This is a genomic window from Flavobacteriales bacterium, assembly GCA_020635795.1.
In the GTDB taxonomy this organism is placed as follows: Bacteria; Bacteroidota; Bacteroidia; order Flavobacteriales_E; family Vicingaceae; genus Vicingus.
In genome coordinates this window covers 195,001-217,118 of record JACJZD010000001.1, presented here as the reverse complement: position 1 = coordinate 217,118, position 22,118 = coordinate 195,001, and the positions used below count along the sequence as shown (strand labels likewise).

Annotated in this window: 19 protein-coding genes (1 of these 19 running past the window's edge); 11 read left to right on the top strand and 8 right to left on the bottom strand. The window is 32.4% G+C overall.

Going from position 1 to position 22,118, the window contains the following annotated elements:
- Window positions 1-50: 50 nt before the first annotated feature.
- From mfd to H6589_00895, 3 genes are all read left to right on the top strand, one after another.
- Window positions 51-3,401, top strand: coding sequence for a transcription-repair coupling factor (mfd, locus tag H6589_00905; GenBank protein MCB9173146.1), 3,351 nt, complete (start codon window positions 51-53; stop codon window positions 3,399-3,401).
- A gap of 107 nt (window positions 3,402-3,508) precedes the next feature.
- Window positions 3,509-5,821, top strand: coding sequence for a SpoIIE family protein phosphatase (locus tag H6589_00900; protein MCB9173145.1), 2,313 nt, complete (start codon window positions 3,509-3,511; stop codon window positions 5,819-5,821).
- Between the two features lie 8 nt (window positions 5,822-5,829).
- Entirely contained in the window at window positions 5,830-6,300 is a 471-nt protein-coding gene (locus H6589_00895; protein ID MCB9173144.1) for a hypothetical protein, read from the top strand.
- Between the two features lie 80 nt (window positions 6,301-6,380).
- On the opposite strand, the gene rsmG is transcribed toward H6589_00895, so the two are convergent.
- The 3 genes from rsmG to H6589_00880 are packed head-to-tail and all read right to left on the bottom strand — an operon-like array spanning window position 6,381 to window position 8,824.
- Window positions 6,381-7,028, bottom strand: a complete 648-nt coding sequence (gene rsmG / locus H6589_00890) for a 16S rRNA (guanine(527)-N(7))-methyltransferase RsmG (protein MCB9173143.1) — start codon at window positions 7,026-7,028, stop codon at window positions 6,381-6,383.
- Window positions 7,029-7,070: 42 nt separating this feature from the next.
- A complete protein-coding gene (locus H6589_00885; GenBank protein ID MCB9173142.1) occupies window positions 7,071-7,682 on the bottom strand; it encodes a sigma-70 family RNA polymerase sigma factor in 612 nt (203 codons plus the stop codon).
- Window positions 7,673-8,824 (bottom strand): glycosyltransferase, encoded by a 1,152-nt coding sequence (locus tag H6589_00880; GenBank protein ID MCB9173141.1) that lies wholly within the window; start codon window positions 8,822-8,824, stop codon window positions 7,673-7,675. The genes H6589_00885 and H6589_00880 overlap by 10 nt, the downstream gene beginning before the upstream one ends.
- Before the next feature lie 117 nt (window positions 8,825-8,941).
- Between H6589_00880 and tgt the strand changes: the two genes are divergently transcribed.
- Both tgt and H6589_00870 read left to right on the top strand, forming a co-directional pair.
- A complete protein-coding gene (gene tgt, locus H6589_00875; protein ID MCB9173140.1) occupies window positions 8,942-10,072 on the top strand; it encodes a tRNA guanosine(34) transglycosylase Tgt in 1,131 nt (376 codons plus the stop codon).
- 8 nt (window positions 10,073-10,080) lie between these two features.
- Window positions 10,081-11,160, top strand: a complete 1,080-nt coding sequence (locus tag H6589_00870) for an LptF/LptG family permease (protein MCB9173139.1) — start codon at window positions 10,081-10,083, stop codon at window positions 11,158-11,160.
- Between the two features lie 95 nt (window positions 11,161-11,255).
- On the opposite strand, the gene H6589_00865 is transcribed toward H6589_00870, so the two are convergent.
- Both H6589_00865 and H6589_00860 read right to left on the bottom strand, forming a co-directional pair.
- On the bottom strand, window positions 11,256-12,263 hold the full coding sequence (locus H6589_00865) for a hypothetical protein (protein ID MCB9173138.1): 1,008 nt from the start codon (window positions 12,261-12,263) through the stop codon (window positions 11,256-11,258).
- 16 nt (window positions 12,264-12,279) lie between these two features.
- Window positions 12,280-13,035 (bottom strand): 4-(cytidine 5'-diphospho)-2-C-methyl-D-erythritol kinase, encoded by a 756-nt coding sequence (locus H6589_00860; GenBank protein MCB9173137.1) that lies wholly within the window; start codon window positions 13,033-13,035, stop codon window positions 12,280-12,282.
- A 108-nt stretch (window positions 13,036-13,143) separates the two neighbouring features.
- Between H6589_00860 and H6589_00855 the strand changes: the two genes are divergently transcribed.
- Window positions 13,144-14,100 carry an acetyl-CoA carboxylase carboxyltransferase subunit alpha gene (locus H6589_00855; GenBank protein ID MCB9173136.1) on the top strand — a complete coding sequence of 319 codons (957 nt, stop codon included), beginning with the start codon at window positions 13,144-13,146 and terminating at the stop codon, window positions 14,098-14,100.
- Between the two features lie 3 nt (window positions 14,101-14,103).
- Here the strand turns inward: H6589_00855 and H6589_00850 are convergent, their stop codons facing one another.
- Window positions 14,104-15,387, bottom strand: coding sequence for a hypothetical protein (locus tag H6589_00850; protein MCB9173135.1), 1,284 nt, complete (start codon window positions 15,385-15,387; stop codon window positions 14,104-14,106).
- Window positions 15,388-15,574: 187 nt separating this feature from the next.
- On the opposite strand from H6589_00850, the gene dnaB reads away from it, so the two are divergent.
- From dnaB to H6589_00835, 3 genes are all read left to right on the top strand, one after another.
- On the top strand, window positions 15,575-17,161 hold the full coding sequence (gene dnaB / locus H6589_00845) for a replicative DNA helicase (protein MCB9173134.1): 1,587 nt from the start codon (window positions 15,575-15,577) through the stop codon (window positions 17,159-17,161).
- A gap of 96 nt (window positions 17,162-17,257) precedes the next feature.
- Window positions 17,258-18,523: an asparagine synthetase B gene (locus H6589_00840; protein MCB9173133.1), complete on the top strand. Its 1,266-nt coding sequence runs from the start codon at window positions 17,258-17,260 to the stop codon at window positions 18,521-18,523.
- 47 nt (window positions 18,524-18,570) lie between these two features.
- Complete coding sequence (locus H6589_00835) at window positions 18,571-19,158, top strand: hypothetical protein (protein MCB9173132.1); 588 nt, start codon at window positions 18,571-18,573, stop codon at window positions 19,156-19,158.
- An 82-nt stretch (window positions 19,159-19,240) separates the two neighbouring features.
- Here the strand turns inward: H6589_00835 and H6589_00830 are convergent, their stop codons facing one another.
- Window positions 19,241-19,444, bottom strand: a complete 204-nt coding sequence (locus tag H6589_00830; GenBank protein ID MCB9173131.1) for a hypothetical protein — start codon at window positions 19,442-19,444, stop codon at window positions 19,241-19,243.
- 112 nt (window positions 19,445-19,556) lie between these two features.
- Between H6589_00830 and H6589_00825 the strand changes: the two genes are divergently transcribed.
- Both H6589_00825 and H6589_00820 read left to right on the top strand, forming a co-directional pair.
- A complete protein-coding gene (locus H6589_00825) occupies window positions 19,557-20,618 on the top strand; it encodes a hypothetical protein (protein MCB9173130.1) in 1,062 nt (353 codons plus the stop codon).
- 48 nt (window positions 20,619-20,666) lie between these two features.
- Window positions 20,667-21,062: a hypothetical protein gene (locus H6589_00820; protein MCB9173129.1), complete on the top strand. Its 396-nt coding sequence runs from the start codon at window positions 20,667-20,669 to the stop codon at window positions 21,060-21,062.
- A gap of 6 nt (window positions 21,063-21,068) precedes the next feature.
- Here the strand turns inward: H6589_00820 and H6589_00815 are convergent, their stop codons facing one another.
- Window positions 21,069-22,118: the 3' portion of a hypothetical protein gene (locus tag H6589_00815; GenBank protein MCB9173128.1), read on the bottom strand. 741 nt of this gene lie beyond the right edge of the window; the window shows 1,050 of its 1,791 coding nt (coding positions 742-1,791); its start codon lies beyond the right edge, outside the window; the stop codon is at window positions 21,069-21,071.

The window sequence follows — 22,118 nt, the reverse complement described above, 5'->3', positions numbered from 1 at the left end:
TGGGCAAATTTAAGCCACCATTTAATTGATTTAATGTTACTTTTGTGTTAATGAATATCCCTGAGTTAAAATCCATATTTAGCAATTCTTCTCAATTAAAAAAAATTGTTTCAACCATTGAAAACAATGCGTCTATTCAACTTTATTTAAAAGGATTGGTTGGCTCTTCGGTGTCTTTTGTGAGCAACACGGTTTATCAAAAATTTCCGTTAAACCAGCTTTTTGTGTTAAACGACAAGGAAGAAGCTGCTTATGTTTTAAACGATTTAGAAAGTGTTGTTGGCGAAGAAAATGTTTTGTTTTTTCCAGCTTCCTATAAAAGAGCCTATCAAGTTGATGATACCGATAATGCTAACGTATTATTGAGAGCAGAAGTACTCAATGCTTTAGCCAACCCAGCATCGCCAAACATTATAGTAACCTACCCCGAAGCTTTAGCTGAAAAAGTAGTAACAAAAAAAAATCTCGAAAAAAATACGCTTAAAATTGGTATTGGTGAGCAATTTTCTATTGAGTTTATTAATGAAGTACTTTACGAATATGGTTTTGAACGTGAAGATTTTGTTATTGAACCCGGTCAATTTTCTATTCGTGGAGGTATTGTTGACGTGTTCTCATTTTCTAACGATAACCCTTATCGAATTGAGTTTTTTGGAAACGATATTGAATCCATTAGAACTTTCGACCCTGTTTCGCAATTAAGCATCAAAAATTTTGATAAAATTTCTATCATCCCCAATTTACAAACTAGCCTTGTTACTGAAGGAAGAGAGTCGTTAATTGACTATTTACCCAATTCAACACTTTTTTGGTTCAACAACATTGAATTAACTGCCAATTTGCTCGACCAAAATTTTGATAAAATTTTAGAGGCTTACACTAAAGTGGAAAACTCACCTATTAATCATGCGAAACCCAACGAGTTATTTTTCTCAAAACAGGATTTTTTTAATACCATCAACAAAAAAAACACCATTGAATTTGGTATTCAATGTTTCAATAAAGATGCTACTGAAATAATATTCAACCAAAAACCTCAACCCGAATTCAACAAGAATTTTGATCTACTTCACCAAAATTTAGTTGCCAACAAAAAAGAGGGTTACACCAATATTTTATTGGCTGATAGCAGTAAACAAGTGGAACGTTTACATGCCATTTTTGAAGATATTGGCAAAGAACTACATGTCGAATCTATGCTATTACCTATTCATCAAGGATTTATTGATACTGATTTACAAATTTGTTGTTATACCGACCATCAAATATTTAACCGTTACCAACGCTTTAAATTAAAAAACAATAGTCATAAAAAAGGAGAATCATTAACCTTAAAGGAAATTCATGGCTTACAACCTGGCGATTTTATTACTCACATCGACCATGGTGTTGGGCGATTCTCAGGATTAGAAAAAATCGACGTAAATGGAAAAACTCAAGAAGCTATTCGTATTGTTTACTCCAACAACGATTTGCTTTATGTAAACATTCATTCGCTTCATAAAATTTCAAAATTTGTTGGGCAAGATGGCACTCAACCCAAAGTAAATCGATTGGGTTCTAACCAATGGCAAATAACCAAACAAAAAACCAAAACCAAAATAAAAGAAGTTGCCTTCGACTTAATAAAACTGTATGCTGAACGTAAATCGAACAAAGGTTTTCAATTTATGCCTGACACGTATTTACAAAACGAATTGGAAGCATCGTTTATTTATGAAGATACCCCTGACCAATTAAAAGCTACTATTGATGTTAAAAAAGACATGGAAGCTGAATATCCGATGGATAGATTAATTTGTGGAGATGTTGGTTTTGGAAAAACAGAAATTGCTATTCGAGCAGCTTTTAAAGCTGTTGCTGATAGCAAACAAGTGGCTATTTTAGTTCCTACAACCATTTTGGCTTTACAGCATTATAAAACCTTTAAAAAACGACTTAAAGATTTTCCTTGTAATGTAGATTACATCAACCGTTTTAAAAGCCCTAAGCAACAAAAATTAACCCTCGAAAAACTAGCAAAAGGAGAGGTTGACATTTTAATTGGAACGCACCGTATTGTAGGTAAAGATGTGAAATTTAAAGATTTAGGGTTGTTGATTATTGATGAGGAACAAAAGTTTGGTGTATCGGTAAAAGACAAATTAAAAACCATTAAAACAAATGTTGATACATTAACATTAACAGCAACACCAATACCAAGAACATTACAATTTTCGTTAATGGCAGCCCGTGATTTATCGAACATTACTACTCCTCCACCTAACCGCCAACCTGTTGAGACAAGATTGCAAGGATTTAACGAAGAAGTTATTCGTGATGCGGTGAGTTATGAGATTTCAAGAGGTGGGCAAGTTTTCTTTGTAAACAATCGAATCGAAAACATCAAAGAAATAGCAGGTATGATTCAACGTTTATGTCCTGAAGCTTCAGTTTTAATTGCTCACGGACAAATGCCTGGCGACGAATTGGAACAGAAAATGATGGCTTTTGTTGATGGCGAATATGATGTATTGGTAGCTACAACAATCATCGAATCAGGTTTGGATATTTCTAACGCCAATACCATTATTATAAATAATGCCAACCATTTTGGCTTAAGCGATTTACATCAAATGCGTGGACGTGTTGGTCGATCGAACAAAAAAGCGTTTTGCTATTTATTAGCACCGCCAATGCACGAATTAACCCCCGAAGCACGAAAACGACTAACAGCCATTGAGCAATATTCAGATTTAGGAAGTGGTTTTCAAATTGCCATGCGAGATTTAGATATTCGTGGTGCGGGAAACCTTTTAGGTGCCGAACAAAGTGGTTTTATTTCCGAAATTGGTTTCGATATGTATCAAAAAATTCTTCAAGAAGCTATTGAAGAATTGAAAGAAAGCGACTTTAAAGAATTGTACGCTGAAGAATTAGCCAATAAAGATTTTGTGCGTGAATGCCAATTAGAAACCGATTTGGAATTATTGATACCAGATGCTTACATCTCTAATGTTGCTGAACGTTTAACCATTTACCGCGAACTTGACGACTTAGACAATGAAGCACAAATTGAACAATATAAAACTCAATTAAAAGACCGTTTTGGTGAAATTCCTACAGAAACTATAGAGCTTTTTAACGCCTTAATTCTTCGGAAAATTGCTAAAAAAACTGGGTTTGAAAAATTGGTCTTAAAACAACAAAAACTCATTGGATATTTTATTGCCAATCAAGACTCGCTATTCTACCAATCCGACTCTTTTACCAAAGTGCTAAAATATGTTCAAAGCAACCCTCGTTTTTGTGCCATGAAAGAACGCAACGAAAAATTAACCTTGGTATTTGAAAACGTAAAATCTATAAAACAAGCTATAGAACTTATTGAGCCTATATTACAACCAACAGCAATCGCTTAGTTGCTTTTATTAAATCAAAACAACTTTACAACTACCTACCTTGAACGGTTTGAGCTAAATCAACAAAAAATTCGATATTTAAAAAATTCGTTCTACTTTTGAATAAAATGAAAAAGCTTTCATCCATATTGGTTATTATTTTATTGTTGTCAAACCTTGTTCGGGGTCAAAACATTAAATCATACAACCTACATTTTGGAGATACTGTAAGTGTTATCGATGATAATGACTTAAAACAAGGTAGATGGGTATATTTAGGTCAAGACAAAATTGAATCCTGGTTTAAAGATTATAAACCCAACCAAATTGTTGAAGAGGGATATTATAAGGATAATAAAAAAACTGGCATTTGGATAAGGTACCATACAAACGGGAAAATTCAGAGTGAATTAAAATATATAAACGACACCATTGATGGCTTAGCAAAATACTACGACAAAAATGGGTTACTTATTGTTGAGGGCATAAAGAAGAATAAGGAATTTGTTGGTGATTATTTTATTTATGACTCTTCAGGAAAACGATTTAAAAAAGAAGCTTCCAGAAAAAACAATTATGCCATGCTCGTTTTCAATGGCAAAGCTGAAAAATCAGGCAAGGGTATTCCTGATGTTAAAATAAGAGTTAAACGAGAAGAAGTTTCAACTCATGTAACTACAGCAGATGCTAACGGTAATTTCAATCTCAATTTAGAGCTAGGTTTTGAATACGTTATTTCGTTCAAAAAAGAAAACTTTAATGACTACACTATTATAGTCAATACTGATGTTGGAGAAATTACCGACACAACTGTTTACACACTAAAGAACTGGAAAGTAAACATGAGTGACAACATGGCAACCTCCATAAGTACTGACTTTATGAGCTTTCTATTGAATAAACCTTCTGGAAAAATTTATTTCAATAAAAAAAAGAAAGAGTTTACTTCTGATGGGATATATATAAATCTTTTTAAGCGACAATTAAGAGGAATTAGCAAATCAACCCAAGCACTTCTTGCACAAGCAGCAGAAGACAAAAAACAACTTGAGATTGAAAACCTTAAAATGGAAGCTGCCCAAAAAATGAATGAAATCTACCTCTTAAAACAATCACAAGACTTAATTGAGGCTGAAATTAAAAAGAAAGAAGCGGAAATATTGGCTCAGAAATTAGAAAAAGAAAAAAACGAAAAAGATTTATCAATAGCTCAACAAGAGCAAAAAATAAAGGACCTTAAATTCGATCAACAAAAAGCTATTTTAGAAAAACAAATGCTTCAAGCCGAGCGTAGTGCTAAAGAAATAGAGCATTTGGCTATGCTCAAAAAAATTCAAGAGTTAGAGTTAAAAGAAAAACAAACTGCCCTTACAAAAACCAATGAAGATCTAGCAGAATCGGTTGCCGAAAACATTAAACGTGGCAAAGAATTGGATTTTGCTAAACGCGAAAAACAGATAAAAGAACAAGAATTGAAACAAAAAATGTTCTATTTCTACATTCTTGTTGGAGGGTTATTTTTAGTTTGTTTGTTTGCCTTTTTTGTATTCAGAAGTTTTCGCCAAAAAAAGAAAGCCAACATCTTGTTAGAACAACAATCCGTTGAAATTTTAGCTCAAAAATCGGAGATTGAACAGAAAAGCCTTTTGTTGGAGCAAAAAAACTTAGAAACCGAACAAAGTATTCAGTATGCAAAACGTATACAACATGCTATTCTTCCGCCGCATAGCGAAATTGAAAAATACCTAAAGGACTACTTTATACTTTATAAATCAAAAGACATTGTAAGTGGTGATTTTTATTTCTTTTCTGACAAACACAGCAAGGATGGACTTATCCATATTGCTTCTGTAGATTGCACCGGACATGGGGTTCCTGGTGCATTTATGAGTGTTATTGGTCACGAAAAATTAAATGATGCGGTAAGCGTTAGCAAAGAACCTTCTCAAATTTTAGCAGAATTAAACAAAGGTGTAAAAACAGCCTTACGTCAATCTGCAGAATCTACATCTACCCGAGACGGTATGGATTTGTGCTTGTGCTCTTTACCTGCAAAAATGGAAGGAGAAACCATAGATATCAGCTATTCTGGTGCAAACCGCCCATTATGGATAGTAAGAGATAAATCTGAAGAAATTGAAGAGATAAAAGCTACAAAATTGGCTATTGGTGGTTTTACAGAAGATTTACAAGAGTTTGAACAACACAATGTCTCATTAAAAAAAGGCGATACTATTTATTTGTTTAGTGATGGTTATGCCGACCAGTTTGGTGGGGTTAAAAAGAAAAAATTAATGACTGGAAAGTTTAAAGATTTGATTTTAAGCATACAGCACCTTGGCATGGCAGACCAACAAAACTACCTCGACACTTTTATTGAAGAATGGATGGATGGTTTAGAACAAATTGATGATATTTTGGTTATTGGGATTAAGTTGTAAAATATAATATGAAAATTATTATTCTAAATATTTGGACGGTTATTATTTTGATTTCATGTTCAAATCAAACTGATTCAATAAATAAAGATTCCCAACAAGATAATGACTCATTAAATATAATTTCAAAAACACCTGTTAAAATACAGAAGATAGCTATTAAATTAGATAAAAGTGAACTTCCAGCAGATGGTAAATATCGTTATGATATAGCTTTTGCAGAATGGGATGGCGATTCTATGGGAGAAAAAGTAACAGTTGTTATTAAAGACGCCTCCATTAAAATCATTTACGAAGGTGATGGTCAATTGTCTTTAGCAAAAAAAGGTGATGTTTTAGATAGTGGAATTATAAGAAAACATATATCTGGCAATTTTATTATTTCACAAGATGAAGACGATGTTTATTTAGAAGAAATTGGAGGGTGTTCTGGAGGTCCTTCTATTATAGATTTTAAAAACAAAAAATTTTGGATGTGTTAATCTATACTTCATCAATTAAATCTTTTGTTTTTGTTTGTGAGACACAAACAAAGGCTGAAAAACTGCGAACTAATGACTGACTACTTCTTCACCCTAGTATAAAGCACCTCTTTAGTTTCAAAAAATGCTTCTTTAAAGTAATTCGATAATGGAAACAACTCCACTTGTTTGTTGCTTTCAGCAATTTCTTCTGTTAAATCTCCACCTTTTAAAAACAGCACGCCATTTTTAATATCGTTAAAACTATCAGGGCTTAATTTTCCTTTTACCCAAGGTAAAAACTTGTTAATTCTAGCCACTGCTCGTGTTACCACAAAATCAAACTGACCTGACACATCTTCTGCTCGAGCATTTATAGCTTTTACATTTTGCAGTTCTAATGCTGTTGCTACTTCACTAACCACTTTTATTTTTTTACCAATAGAATCTACTAACACAAACTCACAATCAGGAAACAAAATAGCCAACGGTATACCTGGAAAACCTCCTCCAGTACCAACATCCAAAATTTTAGTGCCAGCTTTAAACGAAACTACTTTGGCAATACCTAACGAATGTAAAACATGACGTTCATAAAGCTCTTCTAAATCTTTACGTGAAATCACATTGATTTGGTCGTTCCACAATTGGTACAACTCTTTTAACCTAGCAAATTGTTCTACTTGCAGTTCAGTTAAATCTGGAAAATATGTTGTTATTATGTTCAAAATGAGTTTAGAGGAAGACATTTTTAGATTAAACTATTCACCTTATAAACTTCTAACTATATGTTAAAACGAGCCTTTTTTACCTATCATCAACGCATAAAGCTGCTCTCTAGCTCTAAACAACTGAGCTTTTACTGTACCAATTGGCAAATCGGTTTCTTCAGCAATTTCTTCATACGAATACTCTCTAAAATAACGAAGCACCACTAAACTTTTGTATCTAGGTTTTAGTTGGTCAACAATTTCTCGCATTATTCTAATTTTCTGCTTTCTAATGAATCGTTCTTCAGGGTCAAGGTTTTCATCTTTAACCTCAAACGACATACCTCCATCTTCGGTATCAATATCTTTATCCAACGAAAAAGTATTCATTCGTTTTTTACGAATAAAATCAATACAATTGTTGGTGGCAATTCTAAACAACCACGTACTAAATGCATAGTTAGGAGTATATTGATGTAAGCGATTAAATGCTTTTCCGAAGGCTTCAATGGTTAAATCATCAGCATCGTCGGTATTCTTCACCATTTTAAGCATCATGTAAAAAATAGAATCTCGATATTTATCCATCAATTCAGCATAAGCCTTCTCATCGTGGTGCTCACGAGCTCTAATTACCAAGTCAAAATCAACTTGAGCTTTAGGTGATAAATTCGATTCTGGGTTTAGCTCCATCTACTATTCTTTTTTACAAAATTAGCTATTAATAAAATTGGTTGAAAAACAAGATAAAATAATTCTAAAACAGGAATTAACAGCATCAAATCTTTTCCTTCCAATTTATCAATAGAAAGCTTAAATATAAGCATTTGTGTTAGATATCTGATAAGTAATAAGGTAAGTATTAGATAAACCGATGTTTGAGTAACGACCAATAGCAAAAAGCAACAGATTAAAAGAAATAAAGAAAATGGGTACAACCCTAAAACAACTTTATGTTTGAACTTGTAATATTTACCCGTTGACAAATGTCTTTTCTTTTGTTTTAACCACGCGGAAAAAGTAGTTTTTGGTAAAGAAATGGTTTGCGCATCTTTTTCAAAGGCTATGCTCGTATTGGTTTTATTGGCAACTTCGTTAACAAACAAATCATCGTCGCCCGAAAGAATATGCTGGTGTTTTGAGAATCCTTTTACTTTAAAGAACAGTTCTTTTTTGTAAGCCAAATTTCTTCCAACACCCATGTAAGGCATTTTGCATAAGGCTAATGAAAAATACTGCATGGCGGTAAACAAGGTTTCAAAACGAATTAGTTTATTCAAAAAACCCGGTTGTTTTTCGTAAGCTCCAAACCCTAAAATAATTTCTTTTTTGTCGGCATACTTACTCATTGATTTTATCCATTTCGATGAAACGGGTCTGCAATCAGCATCGGTTAACAACACATTGTCGTATTTAGCCGCTTTAATACCTAAAGTTAACGCAAATTTTTTGCTACCATAAAACCTATCGCTATCGGGCAGCGTTACAATTTTGAGTGTAGGATATTGTAACGAATAGGCTTTAAGCACATCTTCGGTATCATCAACAGAGTTATCGTTTACCACAACCACTTCAAAAATTGGATAATCTTGGGATAAAAATTCTGGTAAAAAATTCAACAAATTATCTCGCTCATTTTTAGCACAAATAACCACCGAAACTGGTTCTTGACTACTTTCATTTTCTTCACTTGGTTTTGCAAAAGCGAATCTTGAAAACACCCCCAAGTAATAAAACAATTGAATTAAAAACATCACTAAAAATGCCACCACCACAAAATCTAACCAATGGTTAAATTCAACAAAAAGAAATTGTTCGGTGATGACTTTGTTCATTGAGTTTTAATTTTATTTAATACTTCATCAAAAGTACAATCTTACTTGTGCCTAATTAATTATCTTTGACCAAGTTTTAAACAAACCGAGTTAATAAAAATTGTTGAATATCACCGAATGAAATTTAAATTAGAAAAGAAAGACCCGAAGTCGAAAGCTAGAGCAGGAACAATTACTACCGACCATGGCGAAATAAAAACACCTATTTTTATGCCTGTTGGTACTGCTGGAACAGTGAAAGGCGTTCACCAACACGAACTAAAAGAAGATATTAAAGCTCAAATTATACTTGGAAATACTTACCACTTGTATTTACGTCCAAAATTAGATGTGTTACAAGAAGCTGGTGGTTTGCACAAATTTATAAATTGGAATGGTCCAATTTTAACCGATAGTGGTGGTTACCAAGTATATTCTTTATCAGGAAGGAGAAAAATAAAAGAAGAAGGAGCTACATTTTCATCTCATATTGATGGTTCTAAGCACTTGTTTACTCCAGAGGGAGTTATGGATATTCAGCGGATTATTGGAGCTGACATTATTATGGCTTTTGATGAGTGCACGCCCTACCCTTGCGATTACAAATACGCTAAAAATTCGATGCACATGACTCATCGTTGGTTAAAACGTTGTTGCGAACGATTTGATACTACCGACCCGTTGTATGGATATTCTCAAACACTTTTTCCAATTGTACAAGGTAGTACGTACAAAGATTTACGTGTTCAGTCTGCCGAAAAAATCGCTTCGTTTGAGCGTGAAGGAAATGCCATTGGAGGTTTATCGGTTGGTGAGCCCGATGATGAAATGTATGAAATGTGCGACATTGTTACCAATATTTTACCAGAAGACAAACCTCGATATTTAATGGGTGTTGGCACACCGTTAAACTTATTAGAAAACATTGCTTTGGGTATTGACATGTTTGATTGCGTAATGCCAACCCGAAATGCTCGTAACGGCATGTTGTTTACTTCTGAAGGAACTATCAACATTAAAAACAAGAAATGGGAAAACGATTTTACTCCTATCGACCCTAACGGAACAAGTTATGTAGATAATTTTTATTCAAAAGCTTATTTACGCCATTTAATTGTTTCAAAAGAAATTTTAGGTGCTCAAATTGCTACCATACACAATTTAGCGTTTTATTTGTGGTTAGTAACTGAAGCTCGCGAACAAATCTTAGCTGGTACATTCAGTTCATGGAAAGATATGATGGTTAAAAAATTAGGGCAAAAATTATAATTAGCGTTTTGTTAAAGAAAATTGACATCTATATCATCAAAAAATTTTTAGGAACGTTTTTCTTTTCGTTGCTATTAATTGTACCCATTATTGTGGTGTTCGATTTATCAGAAAAAATGCGCGATTTTATTGAACGAAAAGCTCCTATAAAGGGTATTATTGTAGATTACTATTTCAATTTTGTGCCTTATTTGGTGAATCAATTCAGTCCGCTTTTTGTTTTTATAGCGGTTATATTTTTTACTTCAAAAATGGCAAGTAATTCCGAAATCGTAGCCATTTTATCGGGTGGCGTAAGTTTTAAGCGATTACTTCGTCCATATTTAATTTCTGCTTTTGTATTAGCCATTCTATCGTTTTACTTAAACAACTTTTTAATACCTAACGCAAACAAAGAACGATTAGCTTTTGAGGAGGTGTACTACCGAAATAAATTAATAAATCACTCTAGCCACATTCACGTTCAAATTGACCCCAAGACTTTTATTTATATGTCAAATTACAATGTTGACTTAAACATGGGAGTAAATTTTTCGATAGAAACCTTTGAAAACGGAAAATTGACTTATAAATTATTGTCTGATAACGTTCGTTGGGATAGCATTAAAAATTCTTGGGAAATAAACAATTATACCGAGAGGCATTTAGATGGTTTAAACGAAACCATTACCAAAGGATTTCAGAAAGATACCTTAATGAATTTTACACCTAGCGAATTTAGGCGTCGTGATAATTTTATTGAAACCAAAAACTACTTTGAGTTGAACGAATTGATTGCCGAAGAAAAGTTTAAAGGGTCAAGTTATGTAATTGATTGCGAAATAAAAAAACAAGAACGAGCAGCCTATCCCTTTGCCACTTTTGTGCTAACTATTATTGGCGTTTCTTTATCGAGCCGAAAAGTTCGTGGTGGCATTGGCTTACATATTGGTTTGGGCTTACTTATTAGCTTTTCTTACATTTTATTTATGCAAATATCGTCCACCTTTGCAAAAAGCTCTGGCGTGCCTGCCATTGTTGCTGTTTGGATTCCAAACGTACTGTATAGTATTTTGGCTTTGTATTTATTGAAGAAAGCTCCGAAGTAATCTATGTCTTTTTCATTCCTGACAAAGTGCAACGAAGATCAGGAATCCATCTACTAAAAGCTGGTTTCCTGCATACGCAGGAATGAAGGTGATTTTTATTTATTCTCTTTTATTATTTTAGCTGCTTCTTTATCTCCCATTGATTTAGCCTTTTTCAAACTAATCATTGCATCATCTTTTTTATTCATTTTTAGCAAAATCTCTCCTTTTACTTTATGAAATTCAGCAACATCGTTTTTAATTGCCAGACATTTTTCAATTTGAATTAAAGCGTCATCAAATCGATTCAACTGCAAATACAATACAGTGCTATTAAAAACTGGATTTAAGAAATTTGAGTTCATTTGATTTGCTAAATCATAATATCTAAGTGCTGCAATTGTATCTCCAAGATTTTGATAACAATAGCCAAAATCATTATAGAGATATTCTTTAGACGTTTTAATCTTTTCTAATTTTATTAAGTCTTCTAAAGCATTCTTGTATTCTTTTAATTCAATATAAGCTGTTTCTCTATAGTCCAAAGCATTGGAATCCCTATCATCAAACTCTAATAATTTAGTCGCAGAAATTATAACTTCTTCATACTTTCCAAACTTAGTAAAAAGTATTAAAGACAACGAAAGAGCTTTTCTTTCATGTTCATACTTAAAATCTCTTTGCTGACCCATTTTATAATATTCCTGTGGGTTTTCCACTCCCTGTACTTTTACCAGTTTGGATTCAAAATATGAATTAGGATTATTTTTAATCAAATTAAAAACAATATTAAACCCAAAATAACAAGCCGCATTATTAGAATCAAGCAACCAAACTTGATTAAATCTTTTCATCGATGTTTTGACATCTCCTGAAAAAAGATGTGACCATCCAAATTTATTATAGTTGATAATAGCACTATCTCTGCTTCCGTTTTCTCTAATTGCATCTTCAATAAACTTCAAGTCTAAAAGTTTATATTCTTCAGGTTTTTCAACCAACCCATTTCCATACATTGGAACAAGATTCAATTTCCCCTCCTTAGAAAGTGCTTCCAATTCCTTTATATTTTGAGCATTCAAAATATTGAATCCAATTAAAAAAAACAGAATTAATTTCTTCATAATTTATACATAATAATTATTTGTTAAATATCCCAAAAACAGCCGAACCACTACCTGTCATGGACGCATAAACAGCTCCATCAGAGTAAAATTTATCTTTTAACGCTTTAATTTGAGAATGATTCAGAAAAATAGAATCTTCAAAATCGTTCTTAATGTTATTTTTCCAATCTTTAATAGGAAGTTTTATCAACTCTTTTAAGTTAACCTTTGGTGGGTATGGATTCACTCCAGCATACGCTTCGGCAGTTCCAATATGGATATTTGGATAGGCTACTTTTATCTCATACTTAGACAAATCCAAAACAACCTCTTCAAATTCATCGCCTTTACCAAAAGCATAAACTGGTTTGTTTTTGATAAAAAAAGCACAATCGCTACCTAATTTTCTGGCATAATTAATCAACTCATCATTAGTTATGTTAAGTGCAAAAATTTGATTCAATAACTTTAATGTAAATGCAGCATCGGCAGAACCTCCTCCCAAACCAGCTCCAATAGGTATAACTTTATGCAAATGAATGTGTACTGGCAAAACATCGAAATCTGCTTTTATTAAATGATAAGCTTTTAAACATAAATTATCAGCCTCATTCCCAGGTATAACAATTCCCGAAGAAGTAAATTTTAACTCGTTAGATTTTATGATTTCCAATACATCAAACAAGTCCATGATTGGATAAAAAATACTTTCAATGTTGTTAAAACCATCTTGGCGTTTTTCAATAATGTTAAGCCCAATATTTATTTTAGCATTCGGAAAACCAATCATCCTATCATTTTAAAATTGAAAATTACAAATTGAAATGCAATTATTCATTTTCCATTTTTTCATTATCAAATTTTCGTAATTTTACCCCTCATTAATTATTGGAAAAAGATGGCTGTATATTTAGATTTTGAAGAACCAATAAAAGTATTAGAAGACCAGATAGAAGAGAACAAGAAGCTCCAAGAAAAAGGCGTTGACACTTCTAAAATTGACAAAGAGATTGAGAAAAAAATTCTTGATACTCGAAAAGAAATCTATAGTAATTTAACGGCTTGGCAACGCGTACAGGTTTCTCGTCATCCTGATAGACCTTACACTTTAGCTTACATTAAAGCAATAACTGACGGAAACTTTGTTGAATTACACGGCGATAGAACCGTAAAAGACGACAAAGCCATGGTTGGCGGTTTTGGCAGTATTGATGGACAAACGGTTATGTTTATTGGTCAGCAAAAAGGTATTAACACTAAAATGCGCCAATACCGTAATTTTGGGATGCCAAATCCTGAAGGATACCGAAAAGCTTTACGTTTGATGAAAATGGCGGAAAAATTTAATAAACCTGTGGTTTGTTTGGTTGATACTCCAGGAGCTTTTCCTGGTTTAGAGGCAGAAGAAAGAGGTCAAGGTGAAGCTATTGCTCGTAACTTATTAGAAATGTCGCAATTAGAAGTTCCTATTATTGTTATTATTATTGGCGAAGGTGCTTCTGGTGGTGCTTTAGGAATAGGTATTGGCGACAAAGTATTGATGTTAGAAAACACCTGGTATTCAGTTATTTCACCAGAGTCTTGCTCGTCCATTTTATGGAGAAGTTGGGACTTTAAAGAGGTTGCTGCTGAAGCACTTAAACTTACACCAAACGACATGTTGGGAAACAAATTAATTGACGGAATAATTAAAGAACCCATTGGTGGAGCTCATACCAATCCAACAGAAATGTTTGATATCACCAAAAAAGAAATATTAAAACATTTAGCCAAACTAAAAGAAATAGAAAAAGAAAAATTGGTTGCTGCAAGAATCAAGAAATTCTGTTCAATGGGCGTTTACGAAGAAGCGTAATCGTTATTTATTATACCAAAAATCAAATGCAAGAATTGTACTCGAATGAGTGTAAGTAGATTTTACACTTTTTGTAGAATAATCGTAACTGATTAACACATTTGCGTTTGTTACTACTACTTCGTTGGCAATACTATCGTACTTAACCAAGTTTGCTCCAATGCCTGATAAATAAGTAGAATAGGTAAAATTGTTGTAATTTACTTTAATTAAATTTCCTGCTTGTGCAATTAAATAAATACCACTACTAATTTCTGTACAAGAAGTAATTAATCCTGCTCCCAAAGCAAAAGGATTTGTTATTGCATTAGTGTTTAAATAGTAAATCTTAATGGTACCATTACCACCCACATTTGTAAACACAACCACTTCATTGGTAGAAAAACTAAACATTTCTACTACATTTTCATTCAATTCAACATTGTCCTTTATTGCTCCAGAAACTACATAATAACTAACTAACCTTACTTTCCCTCCCGAAATTTCTGGCTGTTCTGTAATTAATAAATTATCATGTTTGAACATTTTACGAGCGTAACTACTTGCAAATGCTGTCCCTGTATAATTTGATGTGTTATTATTAAAGTAACTTCTTATATTTCCGTTATAGTATGCAATAAAAACTTCATTACTTGCTTTGGCTATGCCTGTAAAATTAGGTACAGCTGCAGAAAAATTGGCTACACTCCAATTTGTTCCAGCGGACATAATATCTGTAGAAATTAAATCACCACTATAATTCGGACAAGTAATTACTTCTTGATAATATGAATTGACTACACCGCCTAAAAAATCTCCAAACGCAGAAGAAAAGCTACTTGCAACAAGTGTGTTCGACAATTTTACTGCTTGATTAGTTGAGCCTATATTACTAAACACAAACAATCCATTTCTAATTTTGGGGTATTCGTTAATCAATAACGGAATGTATTTATCCGTTTGGTTAAAACCATCTGTAGCACTTATTTTTAACGTATAAGAACCTGATGGCAAATGCAAATCGTTTAACCCAAATGTTTCGTTTAATTGATAAGATGTGGTATTTGGCGTTTTTGAAATACTACTCAACACCTTAATATTATTGGCATTTCGTAACGAAATAGTGATGGATGAGATATTTTTATCATCAGAAACAGCTCCTTGAATGGTAAAGGATTGCAGAGCAGTAAAAGATTGATTCTCAGTTGGTGATGAAATAGAAATGGCAGGACCTTGATCATCGTTTTCTTCTTTTTTACAAGAAAACAATACCAACAACATTAACAAATATGTAATTCGTTTTACCATTAAATAAAGTTACATTAATTTGATTTACAATTCAAGCTTATAAACTTTTCTACTTCATTTACTGTTAGCAAATTGTTATAAAAAATGTAACTACTTTATAATCAAACACTAATTACCGTAATAAATATATTGCAGTTACGTTTTTCTTTTATCAAAAATCTATACACTATTTTGTACCTTTGAGTCTATGACTAATTCGAATAAACCGGTTGGAAGACAACGAGTAAAACCAGCCACCAACACATTTGCAGAACATGGCAAGTTACCACCACAAGCAGTAGAACTTGAAGAAGCTGTTTTAGGTGCCTTGATGCTTGAAAAAGAAGCGTTAAATACCGCTATTGATATTCTACAACCAAAAAGTTTCTACAAAGAATCGCACCAAAAAATATTTGCTGCAATTCAAGAACTGTTTATTAAATCTGAACCCATTGATATTTTAACCGTTACCCAAGAATTAAAAAAACGTGGGGAGTTAGAAATAGTTGGTGGTGCATATTTTATTACTCAACTTACCAATAGAGTTGCTTCGGCAGCTAATATTGAAGCTCATGCCCGTATCATTTCACAAAAATTTATTCAACGCGAATTGATTCGAATTTCATCTGAAATTATTACCGATGCTTTTGATGAAACCACTGACGTTTTCAATTTGTTAGACAAAGCGGAATCCAACTTATTTTCTGTAGCGGAAGGTAACTTAAAAAAGAATTACGAAAGCATGTCGGAATTAGTCCGTAATGCAATGAAACAAATAGAAAAAGCCAAAAATAACGACAATGGTATAATTGGCGTTCCTTCTGGCTTTACTGCTTTAGATAGGGTTACATCTGGTTGGCAACCATCCGATTTAGTTATTATTGCTGCTCGTCCTGCAATGGGGAAAACATCGTATGTACTTTCTCTAGCGCGTAATGCTGCAGTCGAATTTAAAAAATCGGTAGCCATTTTTTCATTAGAGATGTCTTCTATTCAGTTGGTTACTCGTTTAATCTCTGCTGAGGCTGAAATATCTTCCGAGAAATTAAGAAGCGGTAATTTAAGGGCTGATGAAATTCAACAAATCCACTCTAGAATTAATGATTTGACCAATGCTAAAATTTATATCGACGATACGCCTGGTCTTTCTATATTCGAACTTCGTGCAAAAGCTCGTCGTTTAAAGGCAAAAAATGGCATTGACTTAATCATCATTGATTACTTACAGTTAATGAGTGGTGGTGGTGAAGGAAAAGGAAATCGTGAACAAGAGATTAGTATGATTTCTCGTTCGTTAAAAAGTATTGCTAAAGAATTGAATGTTCCAGTATTAGCACTTTCGCAGTTAAGTAGAGCGGTAGAAAGTAGAGGTGGTGATAAAAAACCACAGCTTTCCGATTTAAGGGAGTCGGGTTCTATTGAGCAAGATGCCGATATGGTTCAGTTTATTCACCGACCAGAATATTACGGTTTGGTAGAAGATGCCGATGGTAATCCAACACGAAATGTAGCCAACATTATTATTGCAAAACACAGAAATGGTGCGGTTTGTGATGTACAATTGAAATTTATTAATGAACTGGCTAAATTCGAAGACTTGGATAAAGCCAATCAACAATTTGCAGAAATTGACAATGCCAACTTTACTACCATGCCTATTGGTGATAATTTTGATACTGAACAAACAACCTATACACGTAGCTCAAGAATGGACGAAATTGACGACGATGACTCATTCCCAGAATCGCCAAACAGCTCATTTAACAACAATGATTTTGAAGAGCCTCCGTTTTAAGTTAGTTAATAGTTATCAGTAATTAGTTAATAGTAAAAACCTTTTTAATTATTCAGAAAACAACAACAATTAACCATTAACAAACAACAATTAACCTTGAGATTTAAATTATTCATCATAACAATTCTAACACTACTTTCTTTACAGAAGGCAAGTGCCACGTATTTGTTAATACCGATGGATAATGTTCAAAAAAACCATTTAAAAGCTTACGGTGTTGCTTATTGGATGCTCGAAAACAATTTGGAAATTGATTGGTTATTGAATTACAGAGGTGGTAGTTTTATGATGAAACACCTTAAACCGATTGAAGAAGAATTAATTATAAGAGGGGTTTCGTTTGAGATTATTGCCGATGCAAAATCGACCGCTATTTTACAGCAAATTGCCGACCCAGAAGTAAACATGGATGTGGTAAAATTGGAAAAAGCACCTAAAATTGCAGTGTACTCACCTAAAACTGCTCAACCTTGGGATGACGCTGTTACTTTAGTACTGACTTACGCCGAAATACCGTATACTGTAGTTTACGATACCGATATTATTGAAGACAAATTACCACTTTACGACTGGTTGCACTTGCACCACGAAGATTTTACTGGGCAATACGGTAAATTTTATGCTGCATACAGAAGTGCTGCTTGGTACAAAGAACAAGTCCGGTTTAATGAAGAAACCGCAACCAAATTGGGTTTTGCTAAAGTTTCAGAACTAAAGTTAGGCGTAGGTAAAAAAATTAAAGAATTTACCATGGGTGGTGGCTTCTTGTTTGCCATGTGTTCGGGTACTGATGCTTTAGACATTGCTTTGGCTGCCGAAGGCATTGACATTTGCGAAAACATGTACGATGGAGATGGAACAACGCCCAATTATAACAGTAAATTGGATTATAGTAAAACCTTTGCGTTTAAAGACTTCACCTTAAAAACCAACCCGTTGGAGTATGAGTTTTCTGATATTGATGCTACCGAAACACATGCTAAAACACCTCAAAACTTAGACAATTTTACTTTGTTTGATTTTTCTGCAAAGTGGGACCCTGTTCCAACCATGCTCTGCCAAAACCACGAAAGTCTAATTAAAGGCTTTTTTGGACAAACCACTGCTTACAACAAACAGTTTATAAAATCGAGCACTTTGGTAATGGGCGAAAACAAAGCCTTAAACTCTGCACGTTACATACACGGCGAAATGGGTAAAGGTACTTGGACTTTTTATGGTGGGCACGACCCCGAAGATTATCGCCACATGGTTGGCGATCCTCCAACCGATTTAAACCTACACCCCAACTCTGCTGGATACCGGTTGATTTTAAACAACATTTTATTTCCGGCTGCTAAGAAGAAAAAGCAGAAGACTTAGATGTTTATCTGAATAAAAATATTATAATCTTTTTTAAAATCGAAAATATGCAAGACAAAAAACGATTAAGATTGATTGCAAAAGAGCTAAATGTTAGCATTCAAACTATTATTGATTTTCTAGAATTAAACAATCAAAAAATCCCCAAAGACCAAAACCAACTAATTGAAAAAGAAACGTATACATTGTTAAAGTTAGAATTTTATGAAAGTTATGTAAATCATTGTTTGCATCATATAAATTTCAATAAAGAGTTATTTATTTATAGTTTTAATCCAAATTTTAGCTTTACTGAAGATGAGATTATACACAATAAAAAAGATTTTGAAGCCTATAATTATTTATTGTTACAATTAGAATCAATTAGTAAAATAAACTTTCCTTATAAGGATTTAGACAGAAGCGAGTTAAATCTATTGAAACAAACAAAAATTTTCGAATTAAAAAAAATTCAGTTTAATTTAATTCAAGAAAGAAATAATATTGACAAATTAGCTACTATTGAAGTTAATACGCCAAAGATTGATGCTAATATTGAAGATGAAGAACATGAATTAAATAATGACGATACTGATCATGAGACAATAATAATGAGGTCTTTTTATGAAGGCACTCAAGATAATTTTGGCTACTAAATATTTAGACCAAAAATCTATTCTCACAGGAATTCAGTAAGAAAAATTCATAAATTTTTGTTTATACATTCATAAAATATATTTATTTTTCTTTATCCTTTTTACCATCAACATTTCCATCATTCCATAATCCAATAACTAGAAGAAAACCTATTAATCCTAATACATTTTGCCACCATTTTGTATTTATTGGTGCAGAACCTATTCTAAAAATGGTTGTAATAACTGGGAACACCCAAAAAAGAACAACACATATTAATGCCAAAATAAAAACAATTGCTCTCATTGAAAAATGATTTTTTGTATAGTTTATCAAAACTAAAGATAACACAATTTGCTTTAATTATTATATTTTTATATTTAATATATTACCGAATTAAATTATATATAGATAATAGATGGAATTAAAACCAAAAGGACATATCAGTTGTATTAAAGAATTATATTATGTTGCCAAAGAACAGCGTGGTGAAATACTAAGAGGAAGATTATTAAGTATTGCAACCAATAGATTTGATGTTAGAGGTAATATGATTGAAAATTCTAGCTTTGATAATACCTATGACAACGGCTTTAAGCAATTGTACATATATGATGAAAGAGGTAAAATTATTGAAGATTATAATTATCTCTCACAAAATAAATTATCAAGTAAAAGCTGTTATACCTATAAAAAAAACTATAAGCAAGAAATTTGTACGCATTACACCAATGATGGTAATACAATAACAAAGAAAACAACCAAATACATCAACGAAAATACCGTGTTAGAATATGAAGAAGAATATTGCGATGAGGCAACATATAAGAAAAAATATCGCTACGACGACAACGGAAAAAAATTAGAAGAAAAGACATACCACAACAATATTTTCGACCAAGGCACTACCTATATCTATGATGAAAGAGGAAATATTATAAAAGAACATTACTTTAATAATGAGGATGATTGGACAGATACCATATCAGAATACGATGATGAGAACAATTTAATTAAATATTCACGCTTTAGCTTTACAGGTATTTTTGAATGTTGTTATACCTATAAATACAATAATAAAAAACAATTAATTGAACAGTTACATTTTAGCCCCGATGATAAAACCTTACATTGTGTAACAATCTATAAATACGATGATTTTGGAAATACAATCGAAGAAAGTGAGTATAGTCCAAATGGCGATTTAACAACTAGCACGACATTTAAATTTGATGCAAATAGTAATCTTATTGAAAAATCTATCTACGACTCAGATGTCGATAAAACATCAATTAAAGCATCTTATAAATACAATAACTTTGGCGAACTGATTGAAGAGTTTCAAAATGATGCTGAAAACGGATATTATAAAACGATAAAGTTTGAAGATTATGATGAGCATGGAAATTGGTTAAAAAGCTTTTCGATAGATGTTAATAAAGAAATACATTATTTAGAAAGGCAAATTGAATATTATTAGTAACTTCAATTAATAATATTTGAGTTTAACAATCGAACAACTTATTCTATGAAAATCATTCTAATATTTTTTGTTGTATTAAGTTCCTTTTACAATGCCCTTGGACAAGATAAATCTTTTTATATTCCTGATTCTACCGATATAGAAATTTACACTTTGTTAGACACAGTGAATGGTAAAAGTGAAATTCAAATATTTATTGAAAATGGTGATAATTACAAGGTATTTAAATGTTTAAAATATAAATACACCTATTTAAATGACCGTTCTTCTGAAAATTTTATAATAAAATCTATTGAAAAAGAATATGACACTTATGGTGACATTATAGGTTATCCAAAATATTTATTTCAAAATGGTGGTAGTTTTTATTTCAATGGTACTTACTTCGTATTAGATGACAACAAAACAAAACCACGCAACTTTTACTTCTTAGAAAGATAATGCTAATTAGTCAAACATATTCCAGCTAACCCCAAACTTAAACGAGCGGTCTAAAAATGGAGTGGTAGGTGTGGTTAAATAAGTATGGTTGCTAAACCCTGCATTGAGGTGTTCCCATTTAAAAAAGATTTGTGCACGTTTTAAATGCGTACTTACAAAGAAATCTACAAAAGGATAATCGCCAATCTTGGTAGTATTTTGAGCATAAAACTTCGAAATACTCGGCATAAACTCATACCCATAAAATTTTGAAGAATAGGTTAAATTAAATCCTACTCTTATTTTCATTGCTTTTTTAAATATACGGTTTTCGTAATACACAATTTGTCGCCCAGCATACGTTGGCATAGGCAAAATATATCTATCAGAAGTTAATTGGTAAATTAACGCCGTTTTAAAATGTACATTTTTAAATTTATAGCCTTTCTCAGCCATAAACGTACTAGTCGTTTCATTTTTGTTTTGTTGTGCAGGTAAGGCTAAAGTATCAAAGTAAATAAAGTTGTTGTACAGTTTAGCATTGGCAGTCAGTTTAACATCAAGTGCGTTAATATAAAACTCAGAACCTATAAAAGTTATTTGTTGTTTCTCAAATTGATAGTTGTCCCACATAAAATGGTTCGAACGAAATGTCTTGTAATACACGTCTGCTTCGTTTAATTTGTGGTCAACCATTAAATTAAACACATACTTGTCATTATTCAAATAAGTAAAATGGATGTTACCATTCACATCTTGCTGATTATAACCGTTTATGCCATAGTTAAAATCTGCCATCAACTTTATTCTATTTTTTTTATAATTGAATAAAGCACCGACATAACTACTCGAAAAAATAGAATCAACTCCTAAATATTGGTGGTACTTGTAATTTTGAAAACTCACGTATGGTTCTATTTCAAGATTAGTTGTAGTTACACCAAAACTAACCTTATTAAAAAAAGTATTTAAATGCGTAGAATCTTTCCATTGGGTAAAAGTGGTATCAAAATAGGTGGTGTCGTAAATTTTAGCATTTGAATCGAAATCAAAATACTCTCTGCGTTTACTTGATAC

What these genes read in the sequence shown, in the direction of transcription:
- H6589_00880 (MCB9173141.1), bottom strand. Translation starts at nt 8,824, where the DNA reads ATGAACAAAGTCATCACCGAACAATTTCTTTTTGTTGAATTTAACCAT.
- H6589_00835 (MCB9173132.1), top strand. Translation starts at nt 18,571, where the DNA reads ATGCAAGACAAAAAACGATTAAGATTGATTGCAAAAGAGCTAAATGTT.
- H6589_00830 (MCB9173131.1), bottom strand. Translation starts at nt 19,444, where the DNA reads ATGAGAGCAATTGTTTTTATTTTGGCATTAATATGTGTTGTTCTTTTT.
- H6589_00855 (MCB9173136.1), top strand. Translation starts at nt 13,144, where the DNA reads ATGGCTGTATATTTAGATTTTGAAGAACCAATAAAAGTATTAGAAGAC.
- H6589_00820 (MCB9173129.1), top strand. Translation starts at nt 20,667, where the DNA reads ATGAAAATCATTCTAATATTTTTTGTTGTATTAAGTTCCTTTTACAAT.
- H6589_00900 (MCB9173145.1), top strand. Translation starts at nt 3,509, where the DNA reads ATGAAAAAGCTTTCATCCATATTGGTTATTATTTTATTGTTGTCAAAC.
- H6589_00825 (MCB9173130.1), top strand. Translation starts at nt 19,557, where the DNA reads ATGGAATTAAAACCAAAAGGACATATCAGTTGTATTAAAGAATTATAT.
- H6589_00850 (MCB9173135.1), bottom strand. Translation starts at nt 15,387, where the DNA reads ATGGTAAAACGAATTACATATTTGTTAATGTTGTTGGTATTGTTTTCT.
- mfd (MCB9173146.1), top strand. Translation starts at nt 51, where the DNA reads ATGAATATCCCTGAGTTAAAATCCATATTTAGCAATTCTTCTCAATTA.
- rsmG (MCB9173143.1), bottom strand. Translation starts at nt 7,028, where the DNA reads ATGTCTTCCTCTAAACTCATTTTGAACATAATAACAACATATTTTCCA.
- H6589_00885 (MCB9173142.1), bottom strand. Translation starts at nt 7,682, where the DNA reads ATGGAGCTAAACCCAGAATCGAATTTATCACCTAAAGCTCAAGTTGAT.
- H6589_00865 (MCB9173138.1), bottom strand. Translation starts at nt 12,263, where the DNA reads ATGAAGAAATTAATTCTGTTTTTTTTAATTGGATTCAATATTTTGAAT.
- H6589_00860 (MCB9173137.1), bottom strand. Translation starts at nt 13,035, where the DNA reads ATGATTGGTTTTCCGAATGCTAAAATAAATATTGGGCTTAACATTATT.
- dnaB (MCB9173134.1), top strand. Translation starts at nt 15,575, where the DNA reads ATGACTAATTCGAATAAACCGGTTGGAAGACAACGAGTAAAACCAGCC.
- tgt (MCB9173140.1), top strand. Translation starts at nt 8,942, where the DNA reads ATGAAATTTAAATTAGAAAAGAAAGACCCGAAGTCGAAAGCTAGAGCA.
- H6589_00895 (MCB9173144.1), top strand. Translation starts at nt 5,830, where the DNA reads ATGAAAATTATTATTCTAAATATTTGGACGGTTATTATTTTGATTTCA.